Genomic DNA, 16,705 nt, shown 5'->3' with positions numbered 1-16,705 from the left:
CATGCAAAAGGTCTAGTATATTTCAGTCCACTTGAGTGGACTTTGACTATTAGCCCGGAACTTCAGTTCTGGGCGGGATGACGCTTAGGGCGATACTTTGAGTGTTACAAAATTTTAGTCCTTTAATGCATAGCTTAGGTATTTTTTCGACTTGTGTGTACACCGTCGCCTTTATAATGCATAGCTTTTTAAGGGGGATTTAGGTGGATCTAAATATGTGCAACTCCACATGAAATTGGTATTAGAGCTAAAAACTGAGCTTCGTTAATGAGTCTTGAATACTCGTGAGCAAGTATTTAAATACTCACAATCAGGAATTAGGAATTGCAAGGTTGATATTATACTCATAATCGGTGTAATCGGCCACCTTGCCCCCAATTATGCTCATAATTCCCCGCCGCGCTAACAAGCTTTCCCTTTTCTTCCTCTTCTCCTTTACCCTGCTGTTGACACTCCTGCTGTGTTTACCTTGGGTGAGTGCGAAAGAACAGCCGAAGCCGAAGCCAGAAGCTTGGCAGATTAACGGTATAGTAGCTGCCCTGGATGATGGACATAACCGAGTAAAGACACTTGCTTTTGATAAGTTAGGTGGATACGATCTAAAAAATTTGAAATTAGTGTTTCAAAAACCAGAGGATATTGCTCTGAAAGCTGGCAAACTCCTCAAGGATAAATCCGTTAACTCAAATGTTCGTGCCAGTGCAGCAGAGGCATTGTCACATCTGGGGGAAGCTGCCAAACCCTACGTCAAAGACATCCTCAACTTCCTCAAGGATAAATCTGTTGACTCAACTGTTCGTTACGGTGCAGCAGTGGCATTGGGAAATCTGGGGGAGGCTGCTAAACCCTACGTCAAAGATATTGTTGACATCCTCAAGGATAAATCCGTTGACAATTATGTTCGTTCCGGTGCAGCAGTGACATTGGGAAATCTGGGAGAGGCTGCTAAACCCTATATCAAAGACATCGCTGACATCCTCAAGGATAAATCCGTTGACTCAACTGTTCGTTCCGGTGCAGCAGTGACATTGGGAAATCTGGGGGAGGCTGCCAAACCCTATATCAAAGACATTCTCGACTTCCTCAAAGATAAATCTGTTGACTCAACTGTTCGTTCCGGTGCAGCAGTGGCATTGGGAAATCTGGGAGAGGCTACTAAACCCTACGTCAAAGACATCGCTGACATCCTCAAGGATAAATCCGTTGACAATTATGTTCGTTCCGGTGCAGCAGTAGCATTGGGAAATCTGGGGGAGGCTGCCAAACCCTACGTCAAAGACATCCTCGACTTCCTCAAAGATAAATCCGTTGACTCAACTGTTCGTTCCGGTGCAGCATCAGGATTGGGAAATCTGGGGGAAGCTGCCAAACCCTACGTCAAAGACATCCTCGACTTCCTCAAGGATAAATCTGTTGAATCAACTGTTCGTTCCGGTGCAGCAGTAGCATTGGGAAATCTGGGGGAGGCTGCTAAACCCTACGTCAAAGACATCGCTGACATCCTCAAGGATAAATCTGTTGACAATTATGTTCGTTCCGGTGCAGCAGTAGCATTACTAAATATGGGGGAGACTGCCAAACCCTACGTTAAAGACATCTTCGACTTCTTTAAGGATAAAACTTCTAGCACGATTACCTATAGTAATGACTCCAGAATTCGTACTAGTGCAGCAGAAGCATTGGCAAATGTGGGGATGAAAGACACAAGCAAACTCTATGTTAAAGATATCGCTGACATCCTCAAAGATAAAACTATTGACCAGGATATTCGTGCTGGTGCAGCATCAGGATTGGGAAATCTGGGAGAGGCTGCCAAACCCTACGTCAAAGACATCCTCGACTTCTTCAAGGATGAAACCGTTGAGAAAGGTTTTCGTCAAGATGCAGCAGAAGCATTGGGTAAGATAGAACAACTCAACCTAAATAATGTTTTAGTAATTCTGGATAGAGTCTATTACGTAGGTCAATCAGAATTTTTACAGTGGAGGTTTTTAAGCTATCTCCTTGGTGGTGGCACTGATGAAGTCAAAACACTGCTTACATGGCTGGGTTTTCCCGATCCTAAAACAATTCCTACTTCATTAAGCCACGATCGCGGTGATAAAACTCTCAAAATCTTTGCTCAAGCCTGGGAACCTAGCCAAGGTTTAGCACGATTACGGGAAGACTTAGCGAAGCAAATTGCTGTAGTCGCCAGAAAAGTAACTTGGAAACCGCAAGATATTGTAATTTTAGAAACTCACTATAACAACCTCAAAAAAGCTGGATACAACGAAGCTGATTCCCTGCAATCAGTAATAGTTAATCTCAAAGGTTGGCAGTGGTTTTTCAACGCCAGAACTACTATATTAATTCACGCTGCTTTTTGGCTTGCCCTCATCTTCGCTTATCCTAAATTTCCCCAAGTCCAAGCCATCTTCTTCTGGAATCCTTGGGTGCGGCGCATTCTCGGTGTCGGCTATGTCGGCTTTCTCCTCACCTGGTTTCCGCCCTTCCGCCGCAAATTATTTGAACCCTTCCAGCCTTCCCTTCTTGCCGATGCTGGGTTAGATAATTTTAACCCCCAAGCTTACTTCCCCGACTCGCAAGTAAAACTTCCCAACACCGAGGAACCCGTAGCCATTACCCAGGTGCTACCCAATATCAAAGGGCAAATTGTCCTCGAAGGCGATTCCGGCTTGGGTAAATCCATGTTTCTCCGCCATTTGGTGAAAACCTCACCGCGCCTGGTGGTTTATCTCCCCGCCCGCAAATGCGAAAAAGGCGTAATTGAAGCCATTCAAGCCAAGCTGCACGGACAAGCACAAGATGCTGATTTTCTCAAGAATTTGATTTACAGTGGTGCTTTAGATATCTGCATCGACGGACTCAATGAAGTTACCGCCGACACTAGAGCAAAAATCACCCAGTTTGTCGAAAGCTACTTCCGGGGTAACATCATTATGACTACCCAGCCCCTAGAGTGGACACCACCCTCAACAGCCAAAATATATAAATTACAACCCCTTGAACAAGCGCAAATTCAGCAATTCTTAATTTCCCGTCAGCCCCGCCTGCCCAAAGATGCCAAAATTCAAGGTAAGGAATACGAGCAAGCCTGCGCTAATTATTTAAATCAAACTCTCAGCACCCAGCCATCAGCCGAAGAGTTAGCCGCAGTTAACAGAATTCTTTCTAACCCAATGGATTTAACTGTGGTGGCGTTGATGCTAGCCCAAGGCGAATCCCCCGACTTATTCCACCTGCAACAACAGCAATATAATTTGATGGCTACGGAATACCAGCAAGAGTGGAAACAGGAATTTCCCCTCAAAAAATTCTCCCAAGCTGTATATGATATGCGGCTGAACGATGAACAAGCTTTACCGGGAGATGAATTTTACCAAGTTTTACAGTCTTTAGAAGACGAGAAATATAAAATGGTTGTCAGCCGTCAATGGCAAAACGAAGAAGGCGCAGCCAAGAAAGAATGGTATTTCCGCCACGACAAAATTATGGAATTCTTTTTAGTGCAAAACTTTCTCGGTGAGAATGAAGAAGCGGAAAAACGTCTCATCGATCACATGGGCGACCCACGTTTTCGCGGTGTATACTTTTTGCTGGCAACCCTACTCCCCTTAGATGCAGCCAAAGAACTGCGGGAGAAAATTATTCAATACGCCGCCGATACTAAAGACCATACCGTAAGTGACACCTTCGTGCAATTATTGCGCCCCCGTGCTGCCGTAAATTGATGGATTATGGGAGTGTAATTTCTAGAAATTAGGCTTTAAATAATTGAAGGGGAAAAGGGTAAAGGGAAAGGGGTAAAGGGGAAAGGTAGATAGAATTTCTGGTTAACACAGCAGTATTTTAGCTGATAGTTTTCTCAAAAAGCGCGTAGGCGTAGTCCGTCGTAGAAATTACTGTTTTATTTACAGCAATCATCCCTTCATTTACGACAATGATCGTCGTAATTCGGTGTATTCCTCTCTTATTTACGACAATGATCGTCGTCATTTAGGGTTTTACCCTTTCATTTACGATAATTATCGTCGTAATTCGGTGTTTTCCTCCCTTATTTACGACGATCATCTTCATAATTCGGTGTTTTCCTCCCTTATTTACGATGATCATCTTCATAATTCGGTGTTTTCCTCTCTTATTTACGATAATGATCGTCGTAATTCGGTGTTTCGCGCTTTCATTTACAGCGATCGCCCTCGTCTTTCCGCGTTTTATCCAAGCATTTGGGCTGATCGCTGTCTCAAAAACAGCCTAGCCCATCGTAGACATGGCAAAAACGAAAATGCGATCGCACACACTTGTTCTCAAATCAAATTGAATGGTTACAGGACTAACATTTGATTTTGGCAATTCATGTAGGATGCGTTAGCGATAGCGTAACGCATCTTTAAACCGCTTTTCGTGCGTTACGGCTACACCTAACGCACGCTACAAAACGCTTACCTCTTTATTATTCTTTCCCTATTCCCTTACTCATTCATATTATGATAAGTCGCCACCGCAGAAGGCGATATCCGGTTTAAGTAACGGAAAATCCAGTATTTAAAAATCGTATCTAAAATCACCGGGAACGTAGCAATAAATAAGAAGATAAAATCTCTATTTGCTGGTAAACCCCAATGGCGGGAAACCCCTTCTAAAATTACTTCCCAGCCATGCGGGGAGTGAAACCCTACAAATATATCAGTGAACAAAATGATAATAAATGCCTTAGCGCTATCACTCAAACCATAGACAAGATTATCGAAAAATTCTTTGATAGTAATGATAGAAGATTTACTAACAAGCAACAGCCAAATAAACGCCCCTACAGAAAAGATATCTGCAAACACATTTTTAATCGCATTCGCGCTTTCTTCGCGGAATTCTTCGGCAATCTCACCTGCTTTCTCTTTCATGTGAGTTTCCAATTCTTCAGCAGATATTGGCGGTGCTTTGGTAATCAAATTCTCAAATTTTAGCCTTTCTTCAAACCTTTCTAGCGTAGCTAACGCTTCCTCTTCCATTTCTACATTCAGGAAAATTTGCACAGCCTCCGAACCTCGAAAATGCTCAATTAAAGGGCCAACTACTAATGTTTTTGCTAGTTGATGGGTTAAAAGTGGTACAATAATTAACAGTAAAATAAACCTAATAGATATGATGGTTCTTTTTTGCGTTTGCCGGAAATTTTGAACTACATCTTGTTCTGAATTTGGGTCTAATTCTACTTGCAGGCGAGTAATCGTACTTAAAATTGAACGGGGTAAAATTCCCGTTGTATTTGCTTTTCCTTGAGGCTTGCTTCTCTCAGTTATCGGAACTTTTTGTTTAGTGATTGGTGGAGGGTTAATAGCTGAATTAGTAGGAACTTTCGGAGTTCTATCAACTACAGCCAGCGAACTCGGTTCTTCATCTAAAATTGTATATTTAGAAATAATTTGGTCGATAAACCTGAGCTTTTCTAAAATTACGTAAGGTTCAGGATATTCTACACCTGCTTTGTTCGCCGCTTTTTGATTTCCTTCATTTAAAAACCACCGACTACCTTTAAACTCTGTTAGTCGCATCCGCGCAATTTTTAATTGCTTTCTCAAGTCTGCCTCAAAATAATCCATGACATTATTACTGTACATGGCTAAGTCGGGGTCTATTTTATTACCATTAAAATGTTGATCTTCTAGTTCTTTAATTTTTAATGCCGCGTTATAAGCCTCATCCAGAGAACGTTCTGGTGTGCGTAAATACCATCGGTAAAGACCCAGCAAGAAAGAGTAAATTTTATCGCCAAAAACAGAGTTCTTCATCGTCGGCAATCATCCAGCATGATTTGGTGATTCTTAACCTTAAATTAACGCACGAATTATACTAACAAATCTACAAAGAGAGGGCTTGTGGTTTTTGATTCTGTATGGATTGTTGGCGGTAGCCGCAGCGGTAAAACAACAGGTTTAGTTAAACAGTTTTGTGATTGGGTACAAGGCGAAAACCAAGGTAACGGATCATTTTATACTACCCAAAAAAGACAAAAAAAAGGCAAACAACTATCCAAAGGATTAGATTTACGGCAAACAGAACCAGGAGTTTTGCTGTTGGCTGCCAATGATGATAATCGCAGAGAATTAGGAGATAGAATTGTTACAGCAACCCTGGGTAAATATCCAGTTAGAGCCAAGACCCCTTTGGGCTTCTTTCAGGATGAAGTCATTTTATTTTGGCCTTTACTGATACAATCACTGCAGCTAAAAGCACAATTTCCCGTCAGATTGCGCCCCGAAACAGAACAGGAATTAGCCACAAAACTTTGGCGATCGCATTTAGACGAAGAAACTCTCCGCCTTGCGGGAATGAATGAGTATCGTTTAGTACGTCGCATCCTCGATTTACTGCAACTAGCAGCATACAGTGGCCAACCCTGTGAAGAGATTTCCTCAATTTTAGCAAGCGGTTTCGCTGACAATCCCATCTATTTAGAGCCAGAATTTCTCGCCTCGTTATTGCTAGAGTGGCGCGACTGGTGTTTAGACAAGGGATTGCTCACCTACGGAATTATTACCGAACTGTACAAACAGCACTTATTACCAAATTCCCAATATCAACAGCAACTCAGAAAGCGTTACCAAGCTGTACTCGCAGATGATGTTGATGATTATCCTGGCATAGCCCGTAATTTGTTTGATGTGTTGTTAGACCAAGGCGCTGTAGGGGCTTTTAGCTACAATTCAGAGGGTGCAGTGCGTTTAGGATTAGGTGCAGATCCCAACTATTTAGCAGCCTTAGCAGGACGCTGTCATGTCGAAAACTTAGTAGGGCCTTCCCGTGAGTCCTTGGCAATGCAATTAGCTACCCAAATGATGGAATTAGCCACAGAACCAGCGGTGATGTTGAGCTTACCAGAAACAGTACAGTCAATTCAAACTACTTCCCGTGCCCAACTCTTGCGGCAAACAGCAGAAGTAATTGTAGATGCGATCAAGTCAGGAGAAGTAGAACCGGAAGAAGTCGCAGTCATCGCCCCCGGTTTAGATGCGATCGCCCGTTATACCCTCATCGAAATCCTCAACAAGCAAAATATTCTGGTAGAACCCCTCAACGACCAACGCCCCTTAATTAGTTCACCAGCAGTTCGGGCATTACTCACCATACTTGCCCTAGTTTATCCCGGCTTGGGTCGCTTAGTAGATAGAGATGCCGTAGCGGAAATGCTAGTGGTTTTAAGCCGCAGACAAAAAACCGCCGATAATTCCTCAGAAATCAGCAGCGACATCGACCCAGTACGCGCCGGTTTAATAGCAGATTATTGCTTTGAACCCCACCCCGAACGCCCCAACCTGCTACCTGTAACAGCATTTGAGCGTTGGGATAGAATCGGCTATGCTGCCACCACAGCTTATAGTGAAATATTACAGTGGTTAGAAAAACAGCGATCGCAACAAGAACAGCGGTTAATTCCTAGCCCCATTTCCCTGTTATACCTAGCAGTGCAAGACTTCCTCTGTAAAGATAGCAATCCCCCCTACGACCAGTTAGCAGCCTTAAGGGAATTGCTAGAAACCGCCCAACATTACTGGGAAATTAACACCAGACTACAACCAACTAATTCACCTACACGCGCGGCTGCAGAAGCCACCATCAGCGAATTTATTCAACTGCTGCGACGCGGTACGATTACCGCCAACCCCTATCCTTTGCGCCCTATCGGCCCAGCTAAAAAAGCTGTTACCCTAGCAACAATTTTTCAATACCGTTCTAGTAGAAGATTTCACCGTTGGCATTTTTGGTTAGATGCGAGTTCACCCCTCTGGGCTAAAGGTGGCGCAGCTACATTATTTGGCGCACCTTTATTTCTGCAAGACAGGTTAGGTGCACCTTGGACAGCAGAAGACGAGAAAAACGCTGAAGACGAGCGACTAAAAAGAATTTTGGCAGATTTGCTGTCCCGCGTATCCGAGAAAGTATACCTCTGTCATAGCGACTTAGCAGTCAATGGACAAGAACAAATAGGGCCGCTTTTACCTTTAGTCAATTCTTGTGTTTCAGTCACAGCTGAGGCTGCTGTGTAAAAGATTGGGGATTGGGGGATGAGACGGATGAGGAATTTCTTGTACAGACGCGATTAATCGCGTCTGTACAAGTGTTGACTTTACACAAAATTTATCTAGTTTGCCTAATTACTTTATAAATAATTTATTTAATTTCCGTTTATTTACTTAAAGATTTATTACATTAGTCCTGGGGATAACACTTAGGTTAAGTAAAAAATTTATGGTGACAGATATTTTACCTAGAAACTATCAATAGAAAGGAGAGCGATTCGCAAATCTTGGCACATTATTGAGAGCAACATCAAATATTCAGCTATAAAATTTCTTTTCTCGTGTAATTTTCAATCTTCTTTAAATACCTAATAGTTAACTATTCGCTCTTGGTATAAGGCAATTGATATCTCAAAGCGCCAAACTCATAGAAAATCATCTATTCACACAATAGGTTATTATCAAATATTTCCTAATCTTATCATAATTGAATTTTATTATATTTAATAAATATATTATTTAAGAATAATAATTTTGATATTACCAAACCCAATCTTGCCATGAATTTGACTAATATTATCTCACCCAAAATTCTCAGACAAGAACCATTTTGGCTTTTAAGTATTACGGCTGCTCTAGAGACAATATGTCTCACATTAGTTTGGAAAGCTCATGATATCGGCCATTTAGGAATGAGTATTTTGTTTCTATTTGCTACAGGTTCTTTATTATGGGATAAACGTCATACACTACGCTTTGAAAGTGATGTTTTTTCTACAATTATTGGCTTGCTATTAATTAGTTGGGTGCTATGGCAAAGTGCCACACAAAATTTAGAACATACCTTACGGCTGTTATCATTTACTTCCGCTTTTGCCGTTAGCTTACTAGCCTCAGGTTTTAAGGGATTAAAGCAATATTGGGAAGAACTAATTATTTTATTTTTTCTGGGAGTTCCGGCTGTAGTTTCCGATTTATTATTTGATATTTCTCCTTTGAGTGCCAAATTTGCCAGCCTTCTTTTGTGGTATGCAGGCTTTGATGTCAAGATTAATGGAGTCAATATCTACTTACCAACAGGTAGCATCAAAGTAGTTCATAGTTGTTCTGGTATAGATACCATCAACTATATATTAGGGATATCTATTATTGCGCTGGTCATGTTCCCCATCGCTAAAAAGAAGCGCTTCTTTGTACCAATTTTTGCCATTCTTTTAGGATTTGTTATTAATGGAATCAGAATTGCCATGTTAGCTGTAATGCAAGGAACTAACAAGGCTGCTTTTGATAGTTGGCATGGAGGACAAGCTTCCTATTCCTATGGCGTGTTGGGTATCTTGATTTTTGGTTTAGTCTATATGTTACTGCTCAAGCAAGAAGAGCAACAAGCTGAGAATTTAGAGAAGTCTTTAAGTGGGGATTAGGGACTGGTGACTGGGAAATGAGGGAGAAATAATACCAGTTCAAATAATGTTTGCCACAGATAAATTCTTTGTAGGGGCACGGCACCAGTCATAGGTGTCAACTTAACGTGAAACCCGCTTAGTTGCAAGGTTTCGCCCTCACCCCCAGCCCCTCTCCCACCAGGAGAGGGGAGCAAGAGATTCAATTCCCCTTCTCCTGTGGGAGAAGGGGTTAGGGGATGAGGGCGCGAGGTATTTGTACAAAGCCCGTCCTATATAGCTTTTAGCTTAAGTTGACACGTATGGGCACCAGTAAGATATTTGATATACCAAAAGATTGCGGATGCCGTGCCCCTAGCCATCTGTCGCGTTCTTTTTTCAAAATGGTATAACTTTTCCTCTTGTACAGACGCGATGAATCGCGTCTCTGATTAATCGCGTCTTTCCCCCTAAGCCTCAGTAATTGTCCTCAAGCTGATTTTGCAGACATACTATATACTCTTGTGCTTAGGTAATAACCCTGGGTGAAGAGGACAACAAAATATGGCTAGCAAACACTTCTCGTTCAGCAAATTTGCACTATTTATTACCACTTTAATTAGCTGCAATTTTATTTCTGCTAAAGTACAGGCTGCTTGTCCTACTCTCCTATTAGATGGCGACTTTGAACAACAAGCTAGCCCAAAAGTCAGCAATCCTTGGGTAGCAGAAGGTGAAGTAGGTATTGATAGAGAAATAGGTAATAGCAATTCTGGTAAAAATAACGTCTGGATGCGAAATTTTTCTGGCTGGAATGGTATTAGCCAAAGAGTTAAGCTGCAACCTAATGCAGAGTATGAATTAAAAGCTTACGTGCGGACATCGGGTAATGTGACAGATGGTGAATTTGGAGTGCGAGATAGTAATAAAAATCCGCTTGTAGAACTCAAGTTTGGTAGCTTATCTCAATACATTCCTTTAACAATAAAATTCGTCACAGGTAATGAATCTGAATACAATATCTTTACCGGATTCTGGGCAATTAGTCAGGATAGCTGGGTTCAGGTAGATAATTATAGTTTAACAGCGACTATGTGCAAGGATGAGGAAAATAATTAACTTTGGAACCTAATATATAACGTTTGGCTCAATACTTTTCGGTTAAGGGAAAAAAGGGGAATGGGAAAAGGGGAAAACAACCTTTCACCCTTAATAATTTCAAAACGCTTAACAGAGTAGTATTGATAACTGCCCTTATGAGGTAAATTGTTTTGGCAAAGCCATCTGCCAACTTTAGAGAAGTTGTACTAATACCAATTCAAATAATTTTTGCGACAGATAAATGCTTTGTAGGGGCACGGCACCCACAATCTTTTGGGTATATTCAATTATCTTACAGGTGCCGTGCCCTATTCATCTGTCGCGTTCTTTTTTCAAAATTGTATAAACGTAGTTAATGACTTGGTAATTGACTCAGTTTAAAATCTGCGATCATACTCAACGACTGCACGGCTATCATCAAATAAATTGGTGGAAGCACGCAGACGAATTTCATCATTGATGCGGTAATTTATCCCCCATTGCAGTGGGTCATTGGCTGTGAGTATTTTAATACTAGAAAGAGAAAACTTAGAAGAAATATCCACACCTGCTTCTAGGGCTAATTCTAAAGTTGAATTGCTTCTACCAGCTTCGGGATTTTGAGAAAGTACGGTGGGAAATAAGCGAAGTTCACTTAAACCAAAAGCACTACCAATTTGGTTAAATGCTCCTTGAAAGTTGTTAAATACAGCAGAACCTGCAATATTAATTAAACCTAAAGTACTATCGCCACGTCCTTGAGTATCAATAAATCCACCACCTAAAAGCGCCACAAGTTCTGTTTCGCTGCGAGATGGCGTACTTGTGAGTTGAAGATTTTCGTCAAGTTTGCTAGCAAGTCCTTTAATATTAGCTTCAACTCTGATAGTTTCTAAGGTTGATAATCCTCCGGTATTGAGTCGGCTAATATCGGTAGTTTGATTACCATCAAGTACTTTGGCAAATAGGCGAATATCTAAATTGGGATCGCGGGGTTGTTCCTTTCTAAAAGTTGCGGTGTGTTCATAACCACGCGCTAAATTAAATTGAGTAGTAAATAAATTCACTCCCCCCCCGGTCAATTTAATAGTTCCATCGGGTACAGGCTGATTTAAAGAACCATTAACTGCTAGATTTCCTGTTGCTTGGAAGTTGATAATTGGGGGACGAGTAATGAGAACATTTTTACCTAAAACTAGTTCGAGATTATTTAACCTAGCTGTTGTATTTTTGGTATTATTCGGGTCTGCTTTATCAGCTTTAGTCAGTGTTGGTTCCTGATTTTTGGAGTTAGCTGTGTTAGCAGATTCTGCTAGCAACACTTGCCCATCAGATAACTCTACTTTGCCGCCAATTTCTGGGTTAAGAACAGAACCAGTAATTTGTAAATTACCACTTGCACCGCCTTGGTACAATCCTTTCAACCTTAAAGTCAGTTGCTCCAAATTAACAGCAAGAGGAGTGGTAATTACTTGTTCTTGATTATTAAATATGGGAATTTCTCCCGCTGCTTCTACCTTACCTCTGCTAAATCTACCTTGCAGACCTTCTACAATAATGCGGTCAAAATCAAATGTGATTTTACCTGTAACATCTCTCAGTTTTCCAGGTAAAGCTTGGGCAGAGAAAGTAGCATTATTCACGCTAGCAATACCTGTCATTTCTGGCTGTTGTCTGGTACCGCTAACTGTTAAATCTACCTCTCCTTCACCATTCTCAAATACGACTTGGTTATTTAACAGATTTAAGAGGGCAAGTCCCTCATTTTTGACTTTGACATCTAAGCTGATTTCATTGTTATCCGGTTCTACAGATGCAAAAGGCAATTTATAAGGTATATTACCGTTAATTTTTACAGGTTCTGAACCAGTCACTAGGATATTACTGCCAAAATTTAAGCGACTATTGTCATAACTAAAACTTGCGATCGCAGATTCTACTTTTTTCTGGTTGATTGTACCATCGGTAATGGTAATTTCTCCTCTAGCTTTGGGATTGCTAACGCTACCTGCTAAAGCTACGGAGGTGCTAAGATTACCGCCCACACCAACAGGTAACTTGATGAAATTACTGAGTACCTGGATGGGAAAGTTTCTCACCTGCAAATTCCCTGATTGATCGTTACCGCCAATATTACCGTTAAAGGCAATCAGTCTTTGATTAGAGGTGATGCGTAAAGGTAGCAGAGTCAGAACGCCATCAGTAAATTTACCATTGGCAATCACTTGTTCCGCCCGATAAAAACGCCCTACTTGGTTCTTTTCTTCTTCTTTACCCCAAGTCCAGTTCTGCCCATTTAAATTAAACTCCACTGCTAGTCCTTTTTCTGCGGCAGTATTTAGGGCAATTTCCCCACCAAAAGTGCCGTGCAAGTTGGCTAAATCTGGGATGGGATTTGCTTCTAAGCGCTGTTGTTCTTGGGCTGCTAGTAGTGCCTCAACTTGGTAAAAACGCTCGATTTGCGTTGATAATGGCTGATTGGGCAATCCTTGAGGGACAGTCACTAAATCAGCAGCTTTACCGTAGGTTGGCGATGACATTCCGCTACGAATATCTTGCAGTTCAAATACCTGGAGTGCTGTCAGGACATCTTGAACATTACCTTCGCTGACATTGAGTTTCCCTTGAATTTGGGGAGTTTTCCCAGAATTACTGACATTACCTGTGAAGGCGTAGCGACTTTTACCCTTTATAAAGGCGCTATCTGTAATATTTGCTGTCCCATTACCATAGCGGAATTGTGCCGTTAAACTGTCGCCCTTGATGCGTCCAACGGCTGGATTTGCGATCGCAATATTTCCGGCTGTAGCTAATGTTTGTTGATTAATCTGTAAATTCCCGGTTAATGCGCCAGCTAAGGGGGTATTTCCCAAGCGGGTGTTCTCAGATAAAGATAAATTTAATACCTGTAATGGGAAGTTATTTAAGCTCATCGCCAAACTATCACCTTGGGCTTGACCGCTAGCTGATGCTTGTCGCCAATTGACTAGGAAGGATTGGGGGCGATTTTTGCCATCAAGGTTAACGGTAATGCGATCGCTCTGACCAGCTACGTCTAAACTAGTACCTTTACCTTGAACAGTCTGAATATTTCCACTGAGTACAGGCTCAAAGGCAAAGTTTTTCACTGCCAAATTTCGTAACCGCAGTTGTCCTTGCAGGTTGGGTACAGGTAACGTACCACTCACTTGTCCAGCAAAATCGGCTTTTCCTACCAAATTAATGCCATTGGGTAGGTTGAGGGGCAACTGTTGCAAGCTGTAATCTAAAGCTTGGACATTGAGTTTTAAGTCAGTAATTTCTGGTACGCCTGAGCCTTGAGCATTGGCTAATATGTAACCGCTAGCATTGAGATTCGGGCCTGTGGCGCGTTCAATATTTAACCTTTCACCATCCCAGGCGATCGCTGCGTTGATCGGTTGCTGAATCGCCGCAATCCCTTGAGAAAATTGCACCTGACCAGCAGCCCGTACATCAGCTAATTTTGGTGATTGTACTGTGCCGGATACTTGCAATTGACCACCAAATTGACCGCGTAATTGCTGATTTAGCTGCTTTAATTTCACACCCGAAGCCGCAACTACAGCCTGATAGCGACCGTTATTGAGTTGGATATTTTTGGCGGTAACTGTGCCATCAGCGACATTCACTTTAGCTTCACCGGTAGCTTGAATCGCTTCTGGTTTAAATGAATCAACCGTACCAGCAACTTGGAAATCTCCCGTTAATCTACCGCCAAATTGCTTAAATGTCGGTGCTAATTGCGGCACAGATAAATTACTTGCCCGCAGTTGCGCTTGATACACACCGTTATTAAGTTGGATATTTTTCGCTGTGACTGTACCATCAGCCACTAACAAATTACCCTCGCCAGTACCGCGCAGAGTTTGGAGGCTGAAATTATTTCTGCTACCTGCTATTTGGAATGTACCAGCCAATTGACCAGCCAAAGTAGGGGGAATATTTTTTAATACCCGTCCCAACCGCACATTCTTAGCGACTAACTCCGCCGCAAAGCTTTGGTCTTGCAATTGCAGTTGCGAAATTCCTACAGTTCCCCCGCCAATTTGCACCCCTGCACCTTCAGGGCGGATGGTAGCAATTGTAAATGGTGCTGTTGTACCAGACAGCCGCAGCCGACCGTAAAATTCTGCCCCCGTCAACGAGACATTTTGCAGTTTAGTCTTGTCTACAAAGGGTTCTAACTGCACACCCTTAGCGTCAGCCACAGCTTGCCAACGTTGATTGGCATAAGTACCAGACCCTAATACCTTACCACCAGCGACATTTAAAGCGACATTGCTAAAAGCCACAGTCCTGTCTGGGGCAACTGTCACTGTACCAGTAGCCGGGTAAGTTGCCTGTGGTGCTTGCCATTGCACTACAGTGTAAACGTCTCCAGCCACACCAGATAGCTTGCCTGTGCCAGAGACAGTACCAATTTTAAAAGATGGAGCTGTATTGTAAACTTGGGCGATCGCATCCCCAGGAACATTGTTAGCAGTAAAATCAAAATCCAGTTGCGGTGTTTTACCCAGTTTGACTGTACCGCCACCCGTAACTTTACCCCCAACGGTGGCTGTACCTTGAATATCTCTAAAACTAATTAAGGAATTACTCGTAGAAAACTCAAATTTACTAGTAACATTTTTAAAATCTATTTTGTCAATTTGGGCAGGCTTAATTGTGGCAACTGTACCTGAGAGAATAGGTTTATTGATGGCTCCCCCCAGCTGTACATCTGCCTTCACTTCTCCGATTACTGGTATCGGCAGATTTACCTTGAGAGTTTCTAAGGCATTATTTACATTTACCTGATTGACTTGCCCAACTACTTTATAGCCAGTTTCTCGATCAATGATTCCTGCAGCTACCAGGGGAATTTTGCCGTAATTAGTAGCTACCTTTTCTAACTTAATCCCTAACCCTTGGAAACTGAGATTCCCGTCGGTATTGTTGAGAAGTTGCGGTAAACGGGGTATTTGAATCGCTACCCCTTGCAAAGCCGCACTCCCATACAATAAAGTTTGCTGCTGTGGACTCAGTTGAATCTGCAAATCCCCATTGACTTGCCCTGCTTGTAAAGTTAGAGGTAACTGGACAATCCTCGTAATATCAGCAGCTAATAAATTTTGTGCTTGTAGCTGTAACTTAGCGGCTTGGGTCTTCAGTCCCGTTTCACCCTGAATCCCAATATTACCGCCACTATCTGCTTGCGCCGCTATATCAAAGCGTAGCAGCTGATTATCATTTAAAAGTTGACCAGTGCCATTGACTTGGGAAAAAGACACAGGAACTGGTGCAGGTTGAGGATTCGCGGATAATTTTAGTGGTAAATTTGCTGTAGCTAGTTGTTCTATGGATTGGTGCAAGTTGACTAAAATTAGCTTGCCATTACGTAACCGAATCTTATCCAAATCAGTTTTAATTGGCCCGCCTTTAGGCCCCAAGGCAATGTTAGTAGTCAACCAGCGCCCTTGGTCATCTTTTTCTATATAAACATCTGGGTTGACTAAGGTAACATCCAGCTTCAGGGTGCGGTTCACAATTAACTGCAACGGATCAAAACCAACTTCCACTGCATCAACTGTCACTTTATCTGGATCTGTGGCGGTGGCTGGAATCGCTGAAGCGCCAAACCGCACTCCCATTAAAGAAAAGTCTGTAACTTTGCCAAGTTGTACTGGACGGTTGAGTGTCGTAGTCAGATTTTTTTCGGCTAGCGGCGTTAACTCTTTTTGCACAAAATTCCATAATCGCCACATTCCGCCTAACACTGATAAAAGTAAAACTCCCCCTAACGCAATACCACCGCGACTCAACACCAGCAACCAGAAACGCTTACGATTTGGGGAAGGGGAGTGATTAACTTGTTTAGGAAGCTTAGTCATTTGCTGTCACTCTTTTTGGGCGAATGTAGCTGGCTTACTACTGGCATTAACTAGTACTAGATTGCTCTGCCATTCTTAGAATACGTCAACTCAACCTCAGGACTGATGCTGCAATTGAGGAAATAGTTCTATTCCATAATATTGGCATTGTCAGGAATACCGTAATCAAGTAAACTACGCAAACTTTGCAGTCTAAAATTTCTATACTGGCAGTGTTTATCAGCGCGTAGTTCAGTATGCACACATCAATGGCACGCTTGACTGGTTGAGATAAGCAAAACAGCAATAACTTCTACCCCAGTTCAGATGCCATTGTCATTCAGGAAAGTTG

General features: G+C 42.2%; 7 protein-coding genes. 5 read left to right on the top strand and 2 right to left on the bottom strand.

Annotated elements, in window-relative coordinates; all coding sequences use genetic code 11:
* The first annotated feature begins 380 nt into the window (after nt 1–380).
* Nucleotides 381–3,734: a HEAT repeat domain-containing protein gene (locus AACU25_RS08590; protein ID WP_096574772.1), complete on the top strand. Its 3,354-nt coding sequence runs from the start codon at nt 381–383 to the stop codon at nt 3,732–3,734.
* A 394-nt stretch (nt 3,735–4,128) separates the two neighbouring features.
* Nucleotides 4,129–4,347: a hypothetical protein gene (locus tag AACU25_RS08585; protein WP_190445971.1), complete on the top strand. Its 219-nt coding sequence runs from the start codon at nt 4,129–4,131 to the stop codon at nt 4,345–4,347.
* Between the two features lie 128 nt (nt 4,348–4,475).
* Here AACU25_RS08585 and AACU25_RS08580 read toward each other — a convergent pair whose 3' ends face one another.
* Nucleotides 4,476–5,801 (bottom strand): proton extrusion protein PcxA, encoded by a 1,326-nt coding sequence (locus AACU25_RS08580; RefSeq protein ID WP_190445970.1) that lies wholly within the window; start codon nt 5,799–5,801, stop codon nt 4,476–4,478.
* A 78-nt stretch (nt 5,802–5,879) separates the two neighbouring features.
* Here AACU25_RS08580 and AACU25_RS08575 point away from each other — a divergent pair, with 78 nt between their 5' ends.
* The 3 genes from AACU25_RS08575 to AACU25_RS08565 all read left to right on the top strand — a co-directional run bounded on the left by AACU25_RS08575 (nt 5,880) and on the right by AACU25_RS08565 (nt 10,522).
* Nucleotides 5,880–8,048: a hypothetical protein gene (locus AACU25_RS08575; RefSeq protein WP_096574770.1), complete on the top strand. Its 2,169-nt coding sequence runs from the start codon at nt 5,880–5,882 to the stop codon at nt 8,046–8,048.
* A 533-nt stretch (nt 8,049–8,581) separates the two neighbouring features.
* A complete protein-coding gene (gene crtA / locus AACU25_RS08570) occupies nt 8,582–9,445 on the top strand; it encodes a cyanoexosortase A (RefSeq protein WP_096574769.1) in 864 nt (287 codons plus the stop codon).
* A 522-nt stretch (nt 9,446–9,967) separates the two neighbouring features.
* Nucleotides 9,968–10,522 (top strand): hypothetical protein, encoded by a 555-nt coding sequence (locus AACU25_RS08565; RefSeq protein ID WP_096574767.1) that lies wholly within the window; start codon nt 9,968–9,970, stop codon nt 10,520–10,522.
* Nucleotides 10,523–10,881: 359 nt separating this feature from the next.
* On the opposite strand, the gene AACU25_RS08560 is transcribed toward AACU25_RS08565, so the two are convergent.
* Entirely contained in the window at nt 10,882–16,374 is a 5,493-nt protein-coding gene (locus AACU25_RS08560; RefSeq protein ID WP_096574766.1) for a translocation/assembly module TamB domain-containing protein, read from the bottom strand.
* Nucleotides 16,375–16,705: the final 331 nt, after the last annotated feature.

The sequence above is a fragment of the Tolypothrix tenuis PCC 7101 genome, from assembly GCF_963874875.1.
In the GTDB taxonomy this organism is placed as follows: Bacteria; Cyanobacteriota; Cyanobacteriia; order Cyanobacteriales; family Nostocaceae; genus Aulosira; species Aulosira tenue.
The sequence above is the reverse complement of the archived record's forward strand: the minus strand, read 5'-3'. Positions and strand labels throughout refer to the sequence as shown.

Coding starts and splice junctions, on each gene's coding strand:
- AACU25_RS08590 (WP_096574772.1), top strand. CDS start 381: ATGCTCATAATTCCCCGCCGCGCTAACAAGCTTTCCCTTTTCTTCCTC.
- crtA (WP_096574769.1), top strand. CDS start 8,582: ATGAATTTGACTAATATTATCTCACCCAAAATTCTCAGACAAGAACCA.
- AACU25_RS08565 (WP_096574767.1), top strand. CDS start 9,968: ATGGCTAGCAAACACTTCTCGTTCAGCAAATTTGCACTATTTATTACC.
- AACU25_RS08560 (WP_096574766.1), bottom strand. CDS start 16,374: ATGACTAAGCTTCCTAAACAAGTTAATCACTCCCCTTCCCCAAATCGT.